Source organism: Mucilaginibacter metallidurans (assembly GCF_003286435.2).
GTDB classification, from domain to species: Bacteria; Bacteroidota; Bacteroidia; order Sphingobacteriales; family Sphingobacteriaceae; genus Mucilaginibacter; species Mucilaginibacter gossypii.
This window is the reverse complement of sequence record NZ_CP043449.1, coordinates 5325282-5348404: the sequence shown is the minus strand read 5'-3', so window position 1 is coordinate 5348404 and position 23123 is coordinate 5325282. Positions and strand designations below refer to the sequence as shown.

The 23123-nt window shown below is 43.6% G+C and carries 20 protein-coding genes; 11 read left to right on the top strand and 9 right to left on the bottom strand.

The annotated features are described in order from the left end of the window. Positions 1-176: 176 nt before the first annotated feature. The 8 genes from DIU38_RS22600 to DIU38_RS22565 all read left to right on the top strand — a co-directional run bounded on the left by DIU38_RS22600 (position 177) and on the right by DIU38_RS22565 (position 8344). Positions 177-551 (top strand): HYC_CC_PP family protein, encoded by a 375-nt coding sequence (locus DIU38_RS22600; protein WP_112651672.1) that lies wholly within the window; start codon positions 177-179, stop codon positions 549-551. A gap of 125 nt (positions 552-676) precedes the next feature. Next, on the top strand, positions 677-1099 hold the full coding sequence (locus tag DIU38_RS22595; protein ID WP_112571233.1) for a hypothetical protein: 423 nt from the start codon (positions 677-679) through the stop codon (positions 1097-1099). A 39-nt stretch (positions 1100-1138) separates the two neighbouring features. Beyond that, entirely contained in the window at positions 1139-1399 is a 261-nt protein-coding gene (locus DIU38_RS22590; RefSeq protein ID WP_112571235.1) for a heavy metal-binding domain-containing protein, read from the top strand. 60 nt (positions 1400-1459) lie between these two features. Beyond that, positions 1460-2734, top strand: a complete 1275-nt coding sequence (locus DIU38_RS22585; protein ID WP_112571237.1) for an efflux RND transporter permease subunit — start codon at positions 1460-1462, stop codon at positions 2732-2734. Further along, positions 2731-4623, top strand: coding sequence for an efflux RND transporter permease subunit (locus tag DIU38_RS22580; RefSeq protein WP_112571239.1), 1893 nt, complete (start codon positions 2731-2733; stop codon positions 4621-4623). Before DIU38_RS22585 ends, DIU38_RS22580 begins: the two co-directional genes overlap by 4 nt. Positions 4624-4625: 2 nt before the next feature. Continuing rightward, positions 4626-5861: a TolC family protein gene (locus DIU38_RS22575; RefSeq protein WP_112571241.1), complete on the top strand. Its 1236-nt coding sequence runs from the start codon at positions 4626-4628 to the stop codon at positions 5859-5861. Then, on the top strand, positions 5836-7104 hold the full coding sequence (locus DIU38_RS22570; protein ID WP_112571243.1) for an HlyD family efflux transporter periplasmic adaptor subunit: 1269 nt from the start codon (positions 5836-5838) through the stop codon (positions 7102-7104). The genes DIU38_RS22575 and DIU38_RS22570 overlap by 26 nt, the downstream gene beginning before the upstream one ends. Beyond that, on the top strand, positions 7097-8344 hold the full coding sequence (locus DIU38_RS22565; protein ID WP_112571245.1) for an efflux RND transporter periplasmic adaptor subunit: 1248 nt from the start codon (positions 7097-7099) through the stop codon (positions 8342-8344). The genes DIU38_RS22570 and DIU38_RS22565 overlap by 8 nt, the downstream gene beginning before the upstream one ends. Before the next feature lie 244 nt (positions 8345-8588). On the opposite strand, the gene DIU38_RS22560 is transcribed toward DIU38_RS22565, so the two are convergent. From DIU38_RS22560 to DIU38_RS22540, 5 genes are all read right to left on the bottom strand, one after another. Next, positions 8589-9830, bottom strand: coding sequence for an MFS transporter (locus tag DIU38_RS22560; protein ID WP_112571247.1), 1242 nt, complete (start codon positions 9828-9830; stop codon positions 8589-8591). Next, entirely contained in the window at positions 9823-10995 is a 1173-nt protein-coding gene (locus DIU38_RS22555; protein WP_112571249.1) for an efflux RND transporter periplasmic adaptor subunit, read from the bottom strand. The genes DIU38_RS22560 and DIU38_RS22555 overlap by 8 nt, the downstream gene beginning before the upstream one ends. Continuing rightward, a complete protein-coding gene (locus tag DIU38_RS22550; RefSeq protein WP_112571251.1) occupies positions 10979-15343 on the bottom strand; it encodes a CusA/CzcA family heavy metal efflux RND transporter in 4365 nt (1454 codons plus the stop codon). The genes DIU38_RS22555 and DIU38_RS22550 overlap by 17 nt, the downstream gene beginning before the upstream one ends. A gap of 72 nt (positions 15344-15415) precedes the next feature. Beyond that, positions 15416-15730: a hypothetical protein gene (locus DIU38_RS22545; protein WP_112651670.1), complete on the bottom strand. Its 315-nt coding sequence runs from the start codon at positions 15728-15730 to the stop codon at positions 15416-15418. A 119-nt stretch (positions 15731-15849) separates the two neighbouring features. Then, complete coding sequence (locus DIU38_RS22540; protein ID WP_146749898.1) at positions 15850-17172, bottom strand: cation diffusion facilitator family transporter; 1323 nt, start codon at positions 17170-17172, stop codon at positions 15850-15852. Positions 17173-17251: 79 nt separating this feature from the next. Between DIU38_RS22540 and DIU38_RS22535 the strand changes: the two genes are divergently transcribed. The 3 genes from DIU38_RS22535 (at position 17252) to DIU38_RS22525 (ending at position 19676) form a co-directional block, all read left to right on the top strand. Beyond that, on the top strand, positions 17252-18106 hold the full coding sequence (locus DIU38_RS22535; RefSeq protein WP_112571255.1) for an AraC family transcriptional regulator: 855 nt from the start codon (positions 17252-17254) through the stop codon (positions 18104-18106). A 293-nt stretch (positions 18107-18399) separates the two neighbouring features. Then, positions 18400-18795 carry a hypothetical protein gene (locus tag DIU38_RS22530; protein WP_112571257.1) on the top strand — a complete coding sequence of 132 codons (396 nt, stop codon included), beginning with the start codon at positions 18400-18402 and terminating at the stop codon, positions 18793-18795. Positions 18796-19040: 245 nt separating this feature from the next. Further along, entirely contained in the window at positions 19041-19676 is a 636-nt protein-coding gene (locus DIU38_RS22525; RefSeq protein WP_112571259.1) for a hypothetical protein, read from the top strand. 254 nt (positions 19677-19930) lie between these two features. Here the strand turns inward: DIU38_RS22525 and DIU38_RS22520 are convergent, their stop codons facing one another. From DIU38_RS22520 to DIU38_RS22505, 4 genes are read right to left on the bottom strand one after another with little or no spacing between them, the layout of a single operon-like run. After that, positions 19931-20587: a metallophosphoesterase family protein gene (locus tag DIU38_RS22520; protein WP_112571261.1), complete on the bottom strand. Its 657-nt coding sequence runs from the start codon at positions 20585-20587 to the stop codon at positions 19931-19933. Position 20588: 1 nt separating this feature from the next. After that, positions 20589-21347 (bottom strand): metallophosphoesterase family protein, encoded by a 759-nt coding sequence (locus DIU38_RS22515; protein ID WP_112571263.1) that lies wholly within the window; start codon positions 21345-21347, stop codon positions 20589-20591. After that, entirely contained in the window at positions 21347-22432 is a 1086-nt protein-coding gene (gene arsB, locus DIU38_RS22510) for an ACR3 family arsenite efflux transporter (RefSeq protein WP_112571265.1), read from the bottom strand. Before arsB ends, DIU38_RS22515 begins: the two co-directional genes overlap by 1 nt. Before the next feature lie 43 nt (positions 22433-22475). After that, positions 22476-23102 (bottom strand): hypothetical protein, encoded by a 627-nt coding sequence (locus DIU38_RS22505; RefSeq protein WP_112571267.1) that lies wholly within the window; start codon positions 23100-23102, stop codon positions 22476-22478. Between the last annotated feature and the right edge of the window lie 21 nt (positions 23103-23123).

Genomic DNA, 23123 nt, shown 5'->3' with positions numbered 1-23123 from the left:
AGTTTAAAATCATTTATGGCCTTGGTTCATCTCAATTGTTTTATTAAAAATACAGTGTAATTGGCAGTTGGCTCAGCGGATGTGCGTCTATAATTAACTTTCATAAAAGTTCGCTTGGTATAAACTTTTTACTTTATTGTGTGGCAATATTTTTATTCTTTATCTATATTTGTGTGTTGAAAAAAATTATTTCCATATTGCTCGTATTTGCTTATGCAATCTCTGTTTACGGGGTTTCTGTAAATAAATTTTATTGCTGCGGGCAACTTTCAACAGTCAGTATTGCTAAAATCACACAACTGAATTGTCCGAATAAGTCCGATCCATCTTGTTGTAAAACAACTAAACAAGAGTTTAAGATAAAAGACAATCATGTTTTTGCAAAGGCAAGTTCCATTGCGCATATACAGTTCGCCGTAGTAATTGCCGAGTATTTTATCCAAATACCTGCTGAAAGTATAGGCATCAAAAATGCAAGGGCTTATAATAGTCATGCGCCGCCAGCTACTCGGGATGCGCTTTATACGCTGTTTTGTACCTACAGAATCTGATTTCCTTCTCCTCATTTCTTTCGATTTAATTGAGCATAGAGCTCTTAAATCCACCAATCTCTTTTTTTATTAATCAAATTTTGCTGCAAGCCCATGCAGTGAGATACTTACTTAAATTTAAAAAAATGAAAACTATCACATTTTCAATAACATTGCTTGTATTGTTGTTTTCAAAAACACTTGTTCAGGCTCATAGCTTCAATGCTAATAAAATTCTTTCCAATAATACTGCTATTGCCGTCGCTCAACAGCATCAATTAGCTGATTATAAAGTTGTGGACCGAGGCGTCATTATCATTTACGAACGTGAGCGGCCCGGAGGTAAGCTAAATCTTTTTAAACCCGTTGTAACTTATTACTTCAGTTTGAAAGATTCTGAAAAGATATATTTGCTTAACCTGGAAAATTTGAAAAATATATACAGGGACGGTAAAGCTTTCGACTTGATAGATGGCAACTTTAGGACGGATAATGATTTGTTTTTTTACGACCCTTATCATCATCAGTACCGGATCAATTATTATCTCTCAAAAATCAATCATTCTTAAGGGATGCCCGTCTATTTATCCATCTTGAATTAAAAATATATGAAAAAAGTAACCCTGATAGCTGTGGCCATTCTTTTCTCCGGTGCAACGGTGTTTGCTGCTGGCCTGCCTGTCAAAGCTGTATCTGACACGACTAAAACAAAAAAGGTAAAGCCTGTAGCGAAACCTGAGAAAGTACAATACACCTGCGGTATGCACCCGGATGTATTAAGTGAAAAACCTGGCAAATGCCCTAAATGCGGCATGGAACTGGTAAAAAAAGAACCGGCGAAAAAGAAAGCTGAAACCATGAAGATGTAATTCATTTCAATACTCCATCCCGGTAGCCATCAGGATGGAGTATTGATTAAAACCATTAAGATGATCAATCAACTTATTACCCTGTCCTTAAAGAACAGGTATATCGTATTGCTGGTCGCCGTCGCACTTTTTGGATGGGGAACTTATGCCGTGCGTGAAAACCCAATCGACGCTATTCCTGATCTATCCGAGAACCAGGTGATCGTTTTCACCGAATGGGGAGGCCGCAGCCCGCAGATCATGGAAGACCAGGTGACTTACCCGCTGGTAAGCAACCTGCAGGGGATTCCTAAAGTTAAAGCCATCCGGGCCACCTCCATGTTCGGGATGAGCTTCGTCTATATTGTCTTCCAGGATAATACGGATGTTTACTGGGCGCGCAGCCGGGTACTGGAACGGTTAAGCTATGCGCAGCGCTTGCTGCCGCAAGGTATTACCCCAACATTGGGGCCTGATGGAACCGGTGTTGGCCATATCCTGTGGTACACGCTCGATGCCAAAGGAATAGATCTCGGAGAACAGCGGGCCTTGCAAGACTGGTATGTTAAGTTGGGGCTGCAAACCGTGCCGGGCGTTAGCGAAGTTGCTTCTTTCGGCGGCTTTGAAAAGCAATACCAGATCAATATAGACCCGCATAAACTCAATTATTATAATATTCCCTTATCACAGGTGCTGAAAGCTGTTAAAAGCAATAACAATGATGTGGGCGGCCGCAAGTTTGAAATGAACGGCACCGGGTATATCGTCCGCGGCCTGGGCTATATAAAAAACTTGCAGGACGTAGAAAATATTACCATCGGAACCATCAAAACCGTACCGGTCAGGGTAAAAGACGTCGCGACCGTTCAAATGGGCGGCGATCTGCGCCTTGGCATATTCGACCAGAACGGCGAAGGTGAGGCGGTTGGTGGAATTGTCGTGATGCGTTATGGCGAAAACGCCGATAAGGTTATTCATGCCGTAAAGGATAAAATGGCCGATATACAAAAAGGCTTTCCTCCAGGCGTGAAATTTAAAATTGCCTATGACCGGAGTGAATTGATCGAAAGCGCAATCGGATCTGTCAAACATACGCTGATCGAGGAAATGATCACGGTGTCAATCATTGTGATCCTGTTCCTATTGAGTTTGAAAAGTGCGCTCAGTATAATTATTCAAATCCCGATTACCATCGCGGCCAGCTTTATCCTGCTCAATGCCTTTGGTATTAGTTCCAATATCATGTCGTTAACGGGTATCGCATTAGCTATCGGGGTGATCGTAGATAACGGGATCGTTATGGTCGAAAACTCGCACCGGAATTTATCCGCTGCACAAGAAAAAGAAAAGTCATGACTACAGCAGAAAGAATTAGAATTATAGAAGCATCCTGTAAACAGGTGGGCCGTGGTGTGTTCTTTTCCACGCTGATCATTGTCGCTTCCTTTCTCCCGGTATTTATGCTGGAAGGACAGGAAGGTAAACTGTTTGGCCCTTTAGCATGGACAAAAACTTTCATATTGGCTATAGATGCGGTCCTTGCGGTTACGCTGGCCCCGGTATTGATTTCCTTTTTTCTGAAAGGAAAGCTGAGTTCAGACGACCGTAATCCATTGAACCGATTTTTGGAACGCGTTTACAGGCCGATACTCAACTGGTGCATTACCTGGCGCAAAACCACTATAGGTATCAACATCATCGCGCTATTGATCAGCATACCGCTCTTATTGAGTCTTGGTAGCGAATTTATGCCGCCGTTAGATGAAGGAACGATCCTGTTTATGCCGGTTACATTACCAGATGTGTCCAACTCAGAAACCAAGCAACTGCTGCAAATACAGGACCGGATCATTAAAAGTATACCGGAGGTAAAGAATGTACTAGGAAAAGCTGGCCGGGCGAATACAGCAACCGATAACTCGCCGATAAATATGGTGGAAACCATCGTCTTGTTAAAACCCACCAGTGAATGGCGCAAAGGCATCAAAAAGGAAGATATCATCAATGAACTTAACGGAAAATTGCAAATACCGGGTGTAGTGAATGGCTGGACACAACCTATCATTAACCGCATCAATATGCTTTCTACCGGTATCCGAACCGATGTGGGATTAAAAGTTTACGGTCAGAACCTGGATACGATCTATTCTTTGTCTAATCAGATGAAACAGGCTTTGCAGGGTATTAATGGTGTGAAGGATCTTTATGTTGATCCGATCACTGGTGGTAAATACCTGGATATACAAGTCAACAAAGATGCCATAGGACGTTATGGCCTAAGCGTAGATGACGTGAACGAGGTTGTAGAAAGCGCATTGGGCGGGATGAATATCACACCAACGATTGAAGGGCGCAGGCGCTTCAGCGTTAACCTTAGACTGGCACAAGACTACCGGAGTAACCTGGAGGAAATCAAGCGCACCTTGGTTCAAACGATGAATTATGGCCCGATACCGCTGTCTTCCGTTGCAGATATTAAGATCAGCGACGGGCCGGCAATGATCCAGTCGGAAAATGCCTTATTGCGCGGTACGGTATTATTTAATGTTCGTGACCGTGACATGGGAAGTACGGTAAAAGAGGCACAGGACAGGCTGAACACGATGGTGAGAAGCTTACCTAAAGGTTACTTTATCGAGTGGAGCGGCCAATATGAAAACCTGATCCGGGCTGAACATACCTTAAAGCTTATTCTTCCTATTGTACTGGTTATTATTTTTGGCTGCCTGTATTTTGCTTTTCACTCCATCCGGGAGGCCTTTTTTAGCCTGATCAGTATTCCGTTTGCGCTTATCGGGGGCGCTTACATGGTGTATTTCTTTGGCGTGCATTTGTCGGTAGCAGTAGCAGTGGGCTTTATCGCCCTGTTTGGCATAGCGGTAGAGACGGGTATCGTCATGGTAATCTATCTCAATGATGCCATGCAGCAACTGGTCGTATTGAAAGGAAATAGTAAGGTAACCATAACCAAAGAAGATCTTCGGATTTACGTGATGAACGGCGCGGTAAAACGTTTACGGCCTAAACTCATGACGGTTTGTGTGGCTTTGTTTGGCCTGGTACCCGTGCTTTGGGCAACCGGTACCGGCTCCGATGTCATGCTGCCTATCGTGCTGCCGATGATTGGCGGGGTATTAACTTCTTCCACGCATATTTTACTGGTTACCCCATTGATCTTCCTGATGGTCAAAGAATACGAATTGAGGAAACATGGCAAGCTGGAAGTATTGGAGGTAAAGGAATAATTATGAAAACGAAATATCACATCACCTATATAGTGCTTATCTGCTTTGCAAGCCTGACAGCAGAAGCTCAGGTTCAGCGCTTGCCTTTAGACAGCGTACTGGCGCGTATAGCTGCTAATCCTTCTTTGCAGGCGTATGATGAAAAAATCAGGGCACAGGATGCGTATGCTACAGGAGCGAAAAGCCTAGATGCACCAAAGATCAGCGCAGGCCAATACCAAACCCCTTATCAGATCAATCCGAACACGGGGTCCTTTATGATCCAGGCGGAGCAGATGTTCACTAACCCGGCCAAACTGCGGGCCAAAGAAAATTACATGAAGGGAATGTCTAAAGTAACCGCCGAAGACAAGAACTATATGAAAAATCAATTGATCGCCCAGGCCAGGCAATATTATTATGAACGAGTTGTGCTGGAAAAAAAACTGGCTTTATTGCAAAACACACAAAGCCTGCTGGAATATATGCTCAAGGATGCGAATATCCGGCTCACCTATGGTAAGGAAAAGCTGCCGAATATTTACAAAGCCAAAGCAGACTTATATCAGCTGGATAATACGCGAGAACAATTAAACAATGAGATCAGCCAAAAAAACATTATGCTCAACACGCTGATGAACCGTGATAAGCAAACGGTGTTTACTGTCGATACTACTGTCGTTCTGAAAGATTATGAAACTAACGTTACCGATACGGCAAGTCTCGCAAATGCGCGCAGCGACATTAAAGGGATCGACCGGAATATTGATTTACAACAATTGAATGCTAAAATGGAATACAGCAAGCGCAAACCCGATTTTGGTATCCAGGCGGGGCATATGTTTAGCTACGGAGGAATGGCTAACCAGTATATTTTAATGGCTTCTGTCACCATACCTATCGTTCCCTGGGCATCCAAAGAATACAAGGCCAACCTGAAAGGTATCCGGTATGAGGTAGCTGAATTACAGCAAAAGAAACTGGATATGCTGAACCAGGCCGAAGGGCAGCTGGCCGGTTTAAGAACGGATATGAGCAGCAAAAAAAGACAACTCAAAAACTATAACCAAAATATCATTCCTGCCTTGCAAAATACCTATAAAACATCCTTGCTCGCTTATGAACAGAATACCGGCGATCTGCCATCAGTATTGGACGGTATTAAAGGTTTACAGTTGGCCAGGATGGATGCATTAGATCGTTTACAGGAACTTTTACAATTACAGGTAGCTTATGAAAAAGAAAATGAAACCCATTAGGATCATATTGACCGGCCTCCTGTTAATTACGATGCTGATCAGTGCCTGCTCGGATAAAAAGAAGGTCCCAGCTACTGTACAGGTTACAAGCGATATTAAATATACCTGCTCCATGCATCCGCAGATCCTCGAAGATCATCCGGGCAATTGCCCGATCTGCGGCATGGCGCTGGTTAAAAAGTCAGGTCAGGCCGGTGCGCAGGCAGGCATCAGCATGAATACGGTATTGCAACCGGTTAATTCATCCGTAATAGCGAATATTACTGCCATTACCCCGGAAGAAAAGTTAATCCCAACCCAAATCGCGGCCCAGGGATATCTTGATTTTGATAACAGGACATTTAATAACATTGCCGCACGCTTTTCGGGACGTATCGAAAAGCTTTATATCAAATATGCTTTCCAGGAAATCCATACAGGTCAGCGGATCTTTGATATTTACAGCCCGGATATGGTTGTCGCGCAGCAGGACTTAATTTACCTGATAAAGAACTCATCCCAGGAAACAGCTTTGATCAATGCGGCCAGGCAAAAACTTTTGTTACTGGGAATGACAACAGCACAGGTGGAACAGGTCATCAAAAGCGGTAGGCCGTTTTATAGTCTGCCGGTGTACAGTCCTTATGACGGACACGTACACGATATGCCGCATAGTCAAATGACAGATACTGCAAGTACAGAATCTCCATCAGATTTCGCTAACAATCCTCCGCTTTCCATCAAAGAAGGTATGTATGTAGAAAAAGGGCAGAACATTTTTAATGTTGTTAACCCTCATCAGTTATGGGCGATCATTAAGATCGACCGCTCTGCAATTGCCGCCTTAAAATTAAACCAGCCAGTCACGATAACATTGCCGGATATGCCAGGAAAAACGATTAGGGGCAAAGTCAATTTTATTGAACCAACCTTGCAAAACGGTGATAAAACCACCAGCATTCGGGTTTATATTGACAATATGGATCATGCGTTGAAGGTACACAGCCTGGTTACAGCTAACATACAAACCGGGGAAATAAAAGGTTTATGGATACCAAGATCCGCATTACTAGACCTGGGACGAACGCAGGTAGTGTGGCTAAAAAAAGGCGCATTATTTAAGGCTCATCAGGTAAATACGGGGATTGTAAATGGCAATGAAGTACAAATTGTAAAAGGCTTATCTGTTTCAGATAGCCTGGCATCAGATGCTCAATATTTAACAGACAGTGAAAGTTTTATTAAAACATCAGGCAATGAATAACAGGATCAAACAACATATATGGCTAAAAGCATTGCGTTTGTTAGCTTTTTCCTTGCTGATAGCTGCGCTGTTTACCGCCTGTAAACAAAAACCCCAGCAGGTGGCAAAAACGCAAAGTAAGGCTTATTACACTTGTTCCATGCACCCGCAGATACACGAAGATCATCCCGGCAATTGCCCGATCTGCGGGATGAAGCTGATCAAAGTAGAACTTGCCGGGGGCAATAGCAGTACCGACATGAACACGATTAGGTTAACTGCTTCGCAGATCCAGTTGGCCGGTATCCTGACAGATACGGTCCGGGATGAAAATGTCGGAAATGAAAAAACGCTGACAGGGACGGTAACCACCAATGAAAATACAGCAGCAGAATTGAGCGCCAGGATTGCAGGCAGGATACAGCAATTATTTGTGAGAACTACCAGCGAAAAAATATCGGTGGGCCAGCCTATATATTCCATTTATAGCGAAGACCTGCTGGAAGCCGAAAAGGAATACCTATTGGCGAAACAACAGCAAAAAGTACTGCATAATCCGGATGTGGATTATCAGCAACTGATCAGTGCTGCCGAAAATAAATTACAGCTATGGGGCTTATCTCCCGCACAGATCAGGAACTTAGCGGCTCCCGGAAAAGTTTCTGCGACGACAACAATTTTAAGTAAAATTAGCGGCACCGTTAGTGAAATAGCCGTTCATGAGGGAGATTATGTAACCGAAGGGATGTCCATACTCAAAACACAAGCGTTAAACAGCTTATGGGTAGAAGCGCAATTGTATGCTGGCGAAGCCGGGAATTATAAGGTGAATGACCAGGTTAGTGTTTCATTTCCTGACCTGGGAGGACAGGTTATTGCCGGTAAGATTGAGTTTATTAACCCTGAATTATCTGATGCGTCCAAAGTGGATTTGATCAGGATCAGTATTCCTAATCCGCAGGACTTAATAAAGCCTGGTATGTTGGCCTATATCACTATTGGCGGGACAGGTAACCGTTCTTTAGCTATACCTGCTTCTGCTATTTTAACTGATGGCAAGGGCAGCAAAGTATGGGTCAGAAATACGGATGGCAGTTTTTCACCTAAAATGATTATAACAGGTTCGGGAAACCAAACTTATTTACCCATAGTTTCAGGTTTAAATCCTGGTGATAGGGTCGTTACACAGGGTGCTTATTTGTTGAATAGTGAAGCTATTTTTAAAAATGGTAGCGATAATATGGCTGGTATGAAAATGTAATCTCGAATAAGGAATCAACAGCGAAAGATTGTCTAATCGAACTGAATCTTTTTAACTGCTGGTTATTCAACTTTGGTTGCCGCCAGTCTGCGGAAAGTTAAGAAAAAATGGCAATAGTTATCTAATCATTAACGGCGCACTTTATTTGAAATAAAGCGTGCCGTTTTTATCAATCATAAATAAATTTTAAATGAAAGAATTCATGAAATAATGCTCTTAATAGTTTAATCACATCGTTTTTTCATTAGCCATCTTTCTTATGGCGCTTCATAAAAAACAGGGCTATCGCTAAAAATGCTATAGAAATAAGACCGCCATATAAAAAATCCTTTCCTGCAAAATGGCTGCCGGTGTAGCCTGCTATAGGGTACGCAATAGCCCACCACAAATGGGAAAACGCAAAATGTGAACCGTAAACTTTACCCTGCTCATTTTCTGCGGTATTTTCACCGATCAGTGTTTCTGATGGCATTTCCGCCAAACTTTGCCCCAAACCTGCAAAGACCCATAAAACCATCATGATAGGAAAGCTAACGAAATTCGTAATGGAGATCGTTATCGCTAAGATTAAGGCCCCTAAGATCAGGGATATGCGCCTTGTCTTTGTTTTGTCCAGGCTTCCTGCTACAAATGCCGCGATGCTGGCACCAATGCCAAATGCGGCCATCACCCAACCGTAATGCTTATCATCTAAATGCAAGCCGCTTTTGATGTGACCGACCGAGTTAACCAGTATTTGAGCACCGGCAAGTGCAGAAACAAACTCAATGATCAGCGCAAAGCGTATAATAGGATTGCCGAATAGCAGTTTTATCCCTTTAATTACATCCTGCCAGGCAGTAAACGTCTTCTGGGTGTTATCTACTTTCTTTTGCAGCTTACCTGCAGGCAGCATCAGGATCAATACGCCAGCTATAATAAATGAACCCGCATCGATAAAAAAAATCTCCCTTGCGCCGAACCAAATTGCCAGGATGCCCGCTAGGCCGGGCCCTAATACACCTAATATTTGGAAAGTTGCCGTAGATAAACCTACAGCCTGCCGATAATGTTCCTTGTCTACCACCTGCGGAATCACCGCGCGGTAAGTTGGTGTAAAGAAGGCATTGAACACGTTTAACGCAAATACTAAGGTATAGATCTGCCATTCGGCTTGTACGAATGGCAGGCTGGCTACGATACCCATACGAATAAAGTGGGTCGTGACCAATATAGTCTTTCGGCTTACCCGATCAGCCAGAACACCGACGAACGGAGAGAAAATAATAAATGCGGTTACCCGCAATGTCAAAGCGCTGGCCAAAATGATCGCCGATTTTTCTTTTCCAAACTGGTAAGACAACAACGCTAATCCTACCCAGGTCACCGCATCACCCAATAAACTGACCGACTGGGCGAAGTACAAGCCTGCGAATACTTTATTCTTTAGTGCCACGAAAGTGTCGGCAAAAGCCGAGAGCCAGTTACGGCTTTTGCTGTTATTCATCTTCCCCGGTATTCTTCATTTTCATTAATAAACTGTAAGCTCCTTTGATTACAAAGGTCTGGTTGCGCAATTCTGAACTATTCGCCAGTAATTCTACATAGCCATCTTTAGCTATCCCCGGTTTTATTTCTACGATCTCATAAGCGTTCTTTCCCTTTACCTTAAAAGCGTAACTTTTGTTTTCATAGTTTACAATGGCATCTTCCGGTAGGGTCAACGGACGATTGGCATTAATTTCAATTTCGGCATTCATGAACGTGCCCGGCAAGAGGTCTTTATCATATTGCTTAAAATGGCAATGCACCACCGTTTTACGCTGATCGGTCAAGTCTTTGCCAATCAGTACAATTTTACAGCGGTATTTTTTTTCCGGGTTGCTGTTGGTATAAGCCATCACGGTTTGCCCCTGGTGCAATAAGGTTACATCTTTTTCAAACACATCCAAAGCTAAATGGATGTCCCTTGGGTCAACGATCTCGAACAAAACATCGCTCGGATTAACATATTTACCAATGTTAACGTTCACTTTGCTCACAAAGCCATCAATAGGTGAATGGATAGCTGCGCTTCTCGTAATAGTGCCATCTGTTACTTTAGCCGGGTTCATACCGATTAAACGCAGCTTCTCCGCCAACGAACTGACCATGATCTTCTGGCTTTCATAATCCGCCTGTGCCTGCTGAAAGATCTTATCGCTATTGGCTTTGCTGACGTTCAGATCACGCTGGCGCTCAAAGTCCTTTTGCGCAAAATTCAGTTTGGCTTTGGCGGTTAAAAAATCCTGCTGTAGTTGGATAAATTGCTGGTCTTCCATCATTGCAATAGTTTCGCCACGGCTTACGTGCATACCCGGCAACAGCTTACTTGATTTTAAGTAGCCACCCATTGGGAAACTGATACTTACCATATTTTGTGGTGGCACATCAATGGCACCGGTAACTTTTAATGAGGTCGCTACCGGGCGATTACCTGCGTGGCCGGTATCTATGCCGGCGGTTTTGATCTGCGCGTCGGTGAGCGTAACAGTGGTCATGTTTTCGGTCTTTGGCTTCTCCATGGTTTTGGTTGCCGTTTTGTCGACCGTTTTGCCACCGCAGGAAAACAGCGCTAATGCTGCTATGAGCGCCGTAGTCTTATAAAGGTATGTTTTAGTTGCTGGTTTCATTGGTTCTGTTTTGAAGAGCGTTAATTTGAATAATGGCCTGGTTAAGATTATTGACCGCATCAGTGTATTCACTGCGTAATGCTGTTGCCTGGTTAATGAGCAAGGTATATTCAAGATAATTGACCTGCCCGGCCGTAAATTGCAGGTTGGCCGTTTTTAAGATCAGGGTGGCATTGGGCAAACCTGTCTTTTCATAATAAGCGGTCAACTTTTGGTATTTGACGACTTCCGCCGCCGCCTGTTTATAGCGGTTTTGCAAAGCCTGTAATCCCGAAAGGTAATCTATCTGTGCCTGTTGTTCTTTAATACGGGACGCACTGATTTTATTCTTTTGCGCACCGAAGAACAAAGGCACCGAAACACCTAACTGAACGGATGAAAAGCGATTGCTACCATCATAAGTCCGGTTTATCCCGTTTACGGTTTGTATACCGTTAAAGCTTTGGTTATAGTAACCCATGTTTAGATCCGGCAAGAGTTTTGAACGCTCTAAAGCAGTTTGTGCCTTGCTGACCTGTTGCTGCTGGCCTAACAACAATACCTGCGGATGGTTGCTAAATGCTGTATCTGTTGCCAAAGGTAAGGGCAGTTTCAGTTCCCTGGCTTCCGGCTGGTAATCCGAGGCTGTATTGAGCAGTACACGGAAACGGTCATCAGCAATTAGCAAATCGGCGTTTACCATTTCTGTTTGGCGGGCGATCTGTCCCCGTTGCGTTTCAGCCGTTGTTTTCTCCAGGATATTACTTTCCCCTTTATCAAAGCGTAGGTTGGCGTTTTTAACAAATAGCGCATAGGTACTGTCTGCACTTAATAACAAACTCAATTTCTGTTTCAGGTAGAGAATGTTATAAAAGCTTTCGGTAACTTGCCGTTCCAGTTCTTTTTTTCTGACATTTACATTCAGTTCCCCGGCCTGGTATTCCGCATGGAGCAAAGCTTTTTGCCGGGTGTAAACCGTAGGGAAATTAACAGACTGCACTACCGATAGGCGGTTGTCATTATAAGCGCTATTAATCTGGCCGTATTCGCCAGTAATATTGGTTTTGGGAATCGTAACGCCCGTACCGGTAATTCTTTTCAAATAATCAGCATTCAGCCGTTCGCTTTTCAGGTTCAGGTTATTTTTAAAGGCGGTATCTATCGCCGCCTTCAGGCTGATCGGTGTTTGTGCTTTCGTGCTTCCGGCGAACAACCCTAAAGAAGTGAGTAAGACGATCACCGCAGATTTAACAGGTATTTTCATGGATTTTCCTTTTTCAAACAGGATATACAAAATAGGCAGCACGAATAAGGTCAGGAACGTCGCGGTTATTAAACCGCCGATCACTACCGTAGCTAAAGGACGTTGTACTTCGGCACCTGCGCCATTACTTAATGCCATTGGAAGAAAACCTAAAGAGGCCACCGCGGCGGTCATCAAAACCGGCCTTAAGCGTAATTTTGTACCTTCAAATACAATGTTTCGTAAATTATCCCAGCCATCTTTTCTAAGCCGGTTAAATTCAGATATCAGCACCAATCCGTTTAATACAGCTACGCCAAAAAGGGCAATAAAACCCACGCCGGCACTGATACTGAACGGCATTCCTCTTATTACCAATGCGATCACCCCGCCAATTGCCGATAAAGGCACGGCGGAGAAGATGAGCAGCCCTTGTCTCATCGAACCGAACGCGAAATATAGCATCAGGAAAATGAGCAATAAGGACACCGGTACGGCGATCATCAAACGCTGTTTGGCTGCGTTCAGGTTCTCGAAAGCACCGCCATAGGTGGTATAATAGCCCGGCGGCAGCTTGATCTGGTTGTTTACCTTCTGTTGCAATTCTTCCACAATACTTTGCACATCCCGTCCCAAAACATTAAAGCCGACAATTATCCGCCGTTGCGCGTCTTCGCGCTGAATTTGGTTCGGGCCTTCTTCGATCTTTACATCGGCGACCTGTTGTAAAGGCACCTGGCTGCCTGTGGGTGTAGGGATCAGCATATCCTGCACATCGCTTAACTGCTTACGTTGTTCACCCGCCAGCCTTACGACCAGGTCGAATCGTTTTTCGCCTTCGTAAACGGTGCCGCTGCTTTGTCCTGCAAATGCGGTATTAACCACCCTGTTAATGTCTTCTACATTCAGCCCGTATTCGGCAATAGCGGCACGTTTGTAACGGATAACGATCTGGGGCATACCGGTAACCGCTTCCACATAAATATCCCGTGCGCCTTTAATACCCCCGGCTATAGTGCCCAACTTCTTAGCAAAGATGGCCAGTGTATCGAGGTTCTCACCAAAGATCTTACAGACCACATCCTGGCGAGCACCGGTCATCAATTCATTGAAACGCATTTGTACCGGGTATTGGAAACCAAAAGTAACACCAGGTACTGCTTCCAGTTCCTTCGACATTTTTTCGGTGAGTTCATCAAAACTTTTGGCATTTGTCCATTTGCTCTTATCCTTCAGGATCACCATCATATCGCTGGCTTCAATGGGCATCGGGTCAGTTGGTATCTCCGAACTGCCCGTTTTACCGACCACCTGTTCCACTTCGGGGAATTTGGATAGCAGTATTTTAGAACCTTGTTTAATTGCCTGCACCGAAGTTTGTAGTCCGCTGCCGGTCAATACCCTGGTTTCTACCGCAAAATCTCCTTCTTCAAGTTTAGGTATAAATTCACCGCCTAATCGGGTCAGTACAAATACTGATACGATGAAGGCAATAGCGGCAATGCCAATGGTCATTTTAGGGTGTTTGACAACCCTTACTAACGCGTAATGATAATGCCGCTGGAAAAAATTCATCATCTGATCTGACCAGTTCATCGTATTCTTTTGCTTACGGCTTAAAGATAAACTGCTTATTACTGGTACATAGGTCAGGGAAAGGATAAAGGCCCCGATTAAAGCAAAAGCAACTGTCTGTGCCATCGGCTTGAACATCTTGCCTTCAATACCCTGCAAGGTGAAAATTGGTATATAAACGATCAGGATAATAAGTTCTCCAAATATGGCCGCGTTGCGCATCCTTGCCGAAACGCTGATCACGTCGTTATCCATTTCTTCATGACTGACCGCGGCCCGCTTTTTCAGGTGAATTTCGTGCATGATGGCTTCCACGATAATGACCGTACCATCGACGATCAGGCCAAAATCAAGTGCGCCCAAACTCATCAGGTTACCCGATACGCCAAAGAGGTTCATCAAAATAACCGCGATTAGCATGGCCAGCGGGATAACTGAGGCTACGATAAGAGCCGCCCTGAAATTGCCCAGAAAGATGATCAGTACGATTAGTACAATGGCAATACCCTCTAACAAATTATGTTCTACCGTACCAATGGCATTATCTACCATCTTCGTACGGTCAAGAAAAGCGTCGATCACGACACCCTGCGGTAAAGTCTTTTGGATCTGCACTACCTTATCCTTAATGTTTTTGATCACTTCGTTGCTATTCGCACCTTTCAGCATCATAACGACGGCACCGGACACTTCCTGCTGGCCGTTCCAGGTCATTGCACCATAACGTGTCGCATGATCTAAACCTACTTCACCAATATCACGGATTAACAGCGGTGTGCCGTTGGGCAGGTTTTTCACCACAATGTTCCCTATATCTTCCAATGAACTGACTAAACCCTCACTACGGATAAATAGCACTGTAGGTCCGCGTTCAATATAAGCACCACCCGTATTGTTGTTGTTCTTTTGCAGAGCCGTGAACACTTCGCCGATGGAAATATTATTTGCTTTCAGGCGTGCCGGATCAACTGAGATCTGATATTGTTTAAGGTAGCCGCCAAAACTGCTCACATCAGCAACGCCGGGTAGGCCCAACAACTGTTTACGGACGATCCAGTCCTGAATAGTGCGCAAGGCCATCGCATCATATTTCTTTTCGTATCCGGCTTTGGCGCGGACGGAGTATTGGTAAATCTCACCCAAACCAGTGGTTACGGGTGCCATTTCCGGTTTGCCATATGCTGTTGGGATTTGGCTGGCAATATCGTTAAGCCGCTCGGAGACTTGCTGCCTTGCCCAATAGATCTCCGCTTTTTCATCAAACACAATGGTCACCACCGAAAGGCCGAAGCGGGAAAAGCTGCGGATTTTTTTTACATCAGGAATATTACGGCAGGATTGTTCAATCGGAAAGGAGATGAAGCGTTCCACATCAGGTGCGCCCAATGCGGGGGCACGGGTGATGATCTGTACCTGGTTATCGGTAATGTCAGGTACGGCATCTATCGGCAAGCGTTTCACTTCGTAGATACCAAAACATATCAGGCCGAATATAAAAAGGCCAACGATGAGTTTATTCCGTACGGAAAACTCAATAATTTTATTTAACATTTAGAAAAAGATTACTGTTAATGGTCGGAAAAAAATACAAGGCATAGCCTTTCGCTGTAAAAACAGCGTATGTTAACAGTCTGCAGGAGGGCCGCGAAGTATAGTTTCGTTAGTCACCCAACCCGGAGGGTAAGGCTCATCGGGGCTGACAACCGGCTGGATATACAGGGTCAGCGGAAATCCTCCAAAAACCAAATCCGGCTTAAAGATCAATACCGGCACGAGGGCTTGTAGACCGTCTAAATGATAAGTTTGGGAAGAAAATATATGGTCTACTTTCGCATGTTCAAGGACATCGTTATCATGATGTTCGATGTGATCATGATGATCCTCGTTATGATGATGTGCACAAATATTATGATACAGCAGCAGGACAAGTCCTGTCATTAAGAAAAATCTGCTGATCCAAAGCCTCATACCACAAATATAGTATATATCGCACCGTTTGGCTAAAGGCGGCAAAATATGGTTCGTTGCGTAAAAGAAATATTTGTTCATAACACAGGCTATTTAAGGACTTTGGCGTAATCGATCAATTTGCCGCCGGAATTTTTGATTAGCTGTACAGCCCAGCTGGTAATAACGATAGCGCCGATCAATCCGCTTGCCGCGTCAAGCCAATATAAATTGTAATACCAGCCAAACCCCAAAGTCACAATAGCCGTTAGGCTGGTTAATCCGTCCGCCAGTACATGAATATAGGCGGCCCTGATATTATCGTCATGATGCCCGTTTCCCTGATGCAACATTCTAGCGCTAATTGCATTTACGATCAAACCGATCACGGCGACAATGATAGCTTCACTGAATTTTACCGGCACCGGGTGTATCAACCTGTCAATTGATTCGATAGCCATAATAATGGCGATGATCTGTAAAACGATGGCGCTTGTGAACCCTGAAAGTGACAGCACCTTGTCTTGCTGGAAACTATGCCTTCCCGACTGCCCGTACCTGCGGCTAAAAAGGTATGCGAGCCAGGTAAGCCCAATGGCGAATACGTGGGTAGACATGTGCCAGCCTTCGGCTGTCAGTGCCATAGAATTGGCATAGTATCCGACTCCGATCTCCAGTAACATGGTAGCTACCGTTAAGTAAACAACCCATCGGCTGGTATTTTCATAGTCTATGGTATGCTCATGTACATCCATTGTTTCTTTGACTGATTTTGTATGGGCCACTGTTTCGTTCCTTGCCAGCAATTCCTGCAAATCGTCCCGGTTATCACTAATCCATTCGGTACTAACCTCCAAAGGATTTCTTTTCGATACTCCAGTTATGGTTTTAGCAGGATATCCGATATAAAAAAAACCAAGCAATTTATCTTTGCGTTGTAAGTCAAAGTACGGTTTGGCTTCTTCGAAATAAGTGATACCTGCACTTGTCCAATACGAACCTAAACCATAGGCGGTCACAGAAAGGAACATGTTTTGCACAGCGCAAGCAACGGCTTCTATTTCTTCATTCTCGGGAAGTTTTCCGGTATCGTCCCGTCGCATACCGATGGATATCACATGAGAAGACATCAAAGGATATTCCCGCATTTTACGATGCCTGTCCTCGTTGAAAGATTCTCCGGCAAACTGATTATAAAGGCTGGCCTGCAGATCGCCGAAATATTTCAAACCCTCACCTGAAAACACTTTAAAGCGCCAGGGTTCGGTCTGTTTATGGTTAGGCGCGCGAATAGCATTCTCTAATATCTGCCTGACGATCTCTTCGGGCACCTGTTTGCCTTTAATGTACTGATAAGGATAAATACTTCTCCTGTGCTTAATGATCTCATTAAGCTGTCTTGTATCGTAAGGTGTTTGTATTGATTCTTCCATGTAATTTACAGGTACAAAATTATCTTTAAGACAAATGCCTACATAGGTAAAAAACCGGCTTTTTTCGGTACTTTTGTTGATGCCACTATTTCAGGATATAGAAATAATATCAAAAGAGATACATTCATCAGTCTCTCCGATACATCGTCACCACTACTTTGAGTTATTGTATATCATGGAGGGTAACGGGGTGCATACCATCAATGATAATCATTATCAATACCAGAAAGGAAACCTGTATCTGCTAACGCCGGAGGATACGCATACCTTCAAAATAGAGACAAGGACATACTGTTGTATCATAGACTTCACCAAAGAACTGTTTTCCAAAAGAAAGCGCAAGGAGATGGATCGGGCGGAAATTGGTGAGTTCTTTATCAATATGGAATATGTTTTTCATAATCACCAGAACACGAAAGGCCATATCGAAATGGCGAGCGAGGAAGCGGAGCTAACCGAAAAATTGGTATTCCAGCTTACTGCTGAAAAAGAACACGACCGAATTTATAGTGGCATCATTATTCAGAATATCGTTTTTCTACTACTTAACCTGATCGCAAGGCGGATACAGGAAAATATTGCGGGCGAACTAAAAAACAGAGGTTTAAAGAATGTTGTTCATGAGGTTACAACGTATGTTCAGCAACATATTTATGATAAGGATCGGCTTAAAATAGAAATGCTGGCCAAAGCATTTCATAAAACACCTGATCATTTGAACCGCAATTTTAAACAGCAAACCGGATACACATTAAAAGCTTACATCAATCAATACAGATTAAATCTTATAGAATCGCGTCTGCGTTACAGCAGTTTAACGGTTTCTGAAATTGCTGACGAAATGGGCTTTACAGATGAGAGCCATTTGAATAAGATGTTTAGGAATAACCATGGTCAAACCGCCTCTGCTTACCGAAAAGCCCATTTAAGCTAAACAGAATTTCAGCTTCGGTCGTCAAATAAACAGTTCATTTTAACATTTGATAATACAAGCGGAGACACATGAAATTGCGGAAGCTGCAACGCTATTATGCGGAAATTCAGGTGCTTTGTCCATATCACATTTAGTTTCGTTCCCGGGAGTTTGCTAAATGGAATGAAATTTCTTAATTTCTAACAACAGGGCATAGCTTTTAAAAACGAAAAGTGCGACGAATCAAATTCTGAATTTGTTTTTTTATACCTTTAGCCTGGAAGTACTTCATGAGAAAGATCTGTGCTTTAATAATGACATCATTTTACCTGTTGCTTTCAACAGGCGCTTATGCATGTCTGCTCCATTGCGCGACGGATTATTTTTATGTTCAATTAGCAAAGAATGGTGAAGCGTTTGTTTCGGGCAACGATCATACTCATGATGAAAAGGAAAGTGATGAGGACTGCAAAAAGGGCGATTGTAATTGCTGCTATCACCATGGCACCTATGTAGTCAAAGAAAATGCAAAAGCCCATGCTCATTTTACCTTTCGACCTGCAGATGTGGCCACTGCAATTCTGCAAGCTGATACCGCTCTGTATATCCCATTACATATTACGAGTAGGATCAGCTGGCCAAGGCCCACAGGGCCGCCTTTTCTGCACAGCCAACCGATCTATATTTCCAACAAAGCTCTTTTGATCTGATCCAAGCTAATGCCGGGCTCCCGGCCAGGATACCTATTATCTCATTTTTTAGCTTGAATTATTATCATGACCTTACATTTAATTTTAATTGCGGCTCATTTCCGGTTGGAAAATTGGCCCTATATACCTGCGTTTTTAAAACAAGTTGGGAAAAATATAACTGATGCAACTGTATATTATCCTCGTTTATATTCTTTAATTAACGGCAGTAGCCCATGGTCGAACCTTAACTACTGCCTGGGAGTATGAATCAGCACATTGTTTATAAAATTCAAAAGAAATCAGGCGGGCTTGCCGCGATCAAAATTGTACCCGTAACCATACCCGGTTTCAATAACCGGACCAGTATCACCGGCGTTTTTCAATTGTTTTACTTCCTTTCCAATGGCAACCCAAGAACGGCAGAATTAGATATGGATACTTACATGGGTTTTGCAGGCGCTATTACCTTCTTTAACGAAAACTTTTTCGAGTGGCGGTACGATGGACAAATCCTTGAGGAATTGGAAGTTGCGCAATTGGTAAAGATCATTCAGGATCATGTGGAAGAGTGGTTCGACCAAGCAGATAACCAACCGGTTTTAAAGGAAGAAGATCTGCATGACCCGGAAAGTGCCTTTTACATGAGCGATGCGCAGCTTGCTGCGATCATGGAACATCCCTTATATGATATCTCGCCTTACTTCCTGTTCGGCCCTGATGATAACGTGATCGGGATCGTACAGAATGGGCCAGGATTTGACATTCATATCAACGGAGCCATCGTTGCTCACTTGGAAGTTTTCGAGGAAGATGATTATAAGATTGTAAACGGGGAGATCATCCAGGATGGTCTAACTGGAGAGATCGTTAGAAGAATAAAAGCGGTAAGGGATCTATAGAAAAGCTTTACTTTGCCAAAAACACTGCGATCTATTAAACTTTGCTAATTTAGGGTATCCGTAAAAGCGGATGCCCTAAATTTTATCGATACTCTTGAGTGAACATTCACAATCTGTTATTACCGAATATATGAACGATCAGAAGTAGGTTTATAACACATGGTTCAATGGTGCTTACTTGTTGAACAGAAAAGCGATATTCAAAAATGGAAATGATGTGTAAAATAAAGAGGTGAGATTACCTAAAAAGTGTATTAATTGGCTTTACGTAATCTGTCAGCCAGATCATCTGCTAATGGACTACCTTCAATGGCCTTTACCGCTTTTTCTATGTTATAGCAGAATCGGACAAATTCTACCTGGATGTCATTTTCAAGAGTCAGCAACACATAACAGCCGCGGGGATCTCCATCTTTAGGTTTGCCAACAGACCCAATATTAATCACATGCTTTTCACCAATGATGCGGTGGTAGGGCTTGTGGGAATGGCCGACACATAAAATGTCAGCTTTGGCTTCGATCATCATATCCAGCACATAGGCTTCGTCTGTATCCTCCAGGACATATTCATTGATACTGCGGGTGCTGCCGTGCGCCAGTACAATATTCAATTGGTCATTGTTGAGCTGATATTCCAGTTTGATATGCGACGGTAAAGTATTAAGATATTGCCGATTATTTGCCGATACCAGTTCATAAGCATAGCCTTTACTTTTTTGGTCATGGTTACCCGCCAATGTAGCGATACCGCGCCTACGTATTTCGGCGATGATTTCATTAGGCCAGATGTTATAGCCGATCATATCGCCTAAACAATAAACCGCATCTACTTTTCGGCTGTCCAGATCAGCCAGAAATGTTTCAAACGCCGGTAAGTTGGCGTGTATATCAGAAAAAAGTGCGATCCTCATCTTAGCCGTTCCTTAACATATCTGCATACTCATTGGGTAGCGGGCTATCTTCAACCGCTTTGGCGGCTTTTTCAATATCATAGTCAAAGCGCATAAATTCCACCTGTATGCTATCCTTATCCATTTTTGAGCTACTTTCATTGATGTTTAATAATACATAACCGCCGCGCGGGTCTTTATCTTTCGGTTTGCCTACCGAACCGATATTAATGGCCTGATAATACTGGTCGTTCGCCTCCAGTATCCGATGGTAAGGTTGGTGTGTATGGCCAAAACACACGACATCCGCATCGGCCTGCTCCATAATGCGTAGCATACTTTTTTCATCCCTGTCCTCAAACAGGTATTCATTCACTTTGCGGGGGCTGCCATGCACAAAAAGCACATTCAATTTATCATTGTTCAACTGGAACTCTAAACGGATATGGGCTGGCAGTGTGCGCAAATAAGCCCGCTGCTCATCTTTCACCACCTCGTTGGTATAAGCGATAGATATTTTGCCTAAAGCTTTTTCCTCGTCTGTTTTATAAGCACAGCCGCAATCATCGCTGTGTCGTCCGATACCGAAGTCATAATTGCCGGTGATGCAGGGTATATTGCGTTTACGGATCTCATCAATAACCTCATTCGGCCAGATGTTATAGCCTACCAGGTCACCGAGGCAATAAATGGCATCAGGCTTTTGTAATTCAACATCAGCAAAAAAAGCTTCCAGCGCCGGTAAATTGGCATGTATATCTGAAAAAAGGGCGATCTTCATTATTGAACAGGCGTTAAAGTTTTAGCGGTATAATATTTCTTTCGGAAGTAAAAAGCGAGGTTTACCAAAGCGATCAGGGCAGGTACTTCCACCAAAGGGCCGATCACACCGGCAAAGGCTTCGCCGGAATTGATGCCGAACACCCCAATGGCAACAGCAATGGCCAGTTCAAAGTTGTTACCCGTAGCTGTAAAAGCTATCGATGTTGAACGGGAATAGTCTGCACCAAACGACTTGCCGATAAAAAAGCTCAGCACGAACATGATGGTAAAGTAGATCACCAATGGTATTGCGATACGGAGTACATCAAACGGTATCTGAACGATCAGGTTGCCTTTCAGGCTGAACATCACCACGATAGTAAACAATAAAGCGATGAGTGTTATCGGTGAGATAAAAGGCACATATTTCGTTTGGAACCATTCTTCGCCTTTTAGTTTGATTAAAGAGTAACGGCTGATCACACCGGCGGCAAAAGGGATACCCAAATAAATACCGACACTTTTAGCGATCTCACCAATGGTGATGTTCACCGCTAAACCCTTCAGTCCGAACAGTGGCGGCAACACAGTTATAAATACATAGGCATAAACACTATATAGTAATACCTGAAAGATGCTGTTCAATGCGATCAGTCCTGCGGCATATTCCCGGTTGCCCTCAGCCAATTCATTCCATACCACGACCATGGCGATACATCGGGCAAGGCCAATTAAGATCAATCCAACCATATAAGCCGGATGGTCGCGTAATAAAGTGATTGCCAAAATAAACATCAGTATTGGCCCGATGATCCAGTTAAGGATGAGCGAGGCGCTCAATACTTTGGTATCCCTGAATACCTCGCCCATGTTTTCGTATTTTACTTTTGCCAATGGCGGGTACATCATCAGGATCAAACCAATCGCCAAAGGGATATTGGTCGTTCCGCTGGAAAACGAGTTGATAAAGCCAGATGATGAGGGAATAAAGTAACCTACGCCAACACCAATGGCCATAGCCAGGAATATCCAAAGCGTTAAATAACGGTCAAGGAAACTGAGTTTTTTGCGTTCGGCAACCGGGGTACAGTTGTTTGCTGACATAATTTATTGCGTATATCGTGTTTTAATATGAATAGAGTGTAAACTACTTCCAGTTTTCTTTGAATTTAGAAGCGGCAAAAAGCATTTCCGCTGTGATCAGTTTGGCCTGTACCTCGTACTGCTCATCGGTCGCACCTGCTGAAATGGGCGAATATTTCAATTTAACGGCGAACTTATCAGGGCTGGCCAGCAGCGATGCCGCGCTTTCCTGTGCCAGTATATGAATTGCCTGCGGATTTGAGGGCGAACTTTCTAAGGTAACCGAACCACCCTGGTCGTTATACTTGGCTTCATCGCCGCTTACTTTAAAGCCGAGTTTTGCGAGTGTCGGTGCAACTTTAGGAGACGCGGCTGCGCCAACAACAAAGATTTTCACATCATTTATACCGTAAGAAGCCAGCGCAGCTTTTAGCACGGCCTTGGCAATAGGTGCGCTAAAGCCATCATTGCCCACAAACTCGACGATCACCGGCAATTTTTTGCCTTTGGTAACAATACCCAATTGCTGGATGCCACCGAGTTCATCCTGACGGTCATTTGTAATAGGGGTATTTTTTTTGAGCAATTTGAAAGTCTGTGCCAGCTCAGCATAAATAGGGTCACCGGCAGGTGCGAAAGCCGAACTTACAACCAGTAAGCCTGCTAAGAAAAATAGGGATAAGTTTTTCATGATTTTAAGTTTTATGGTTTA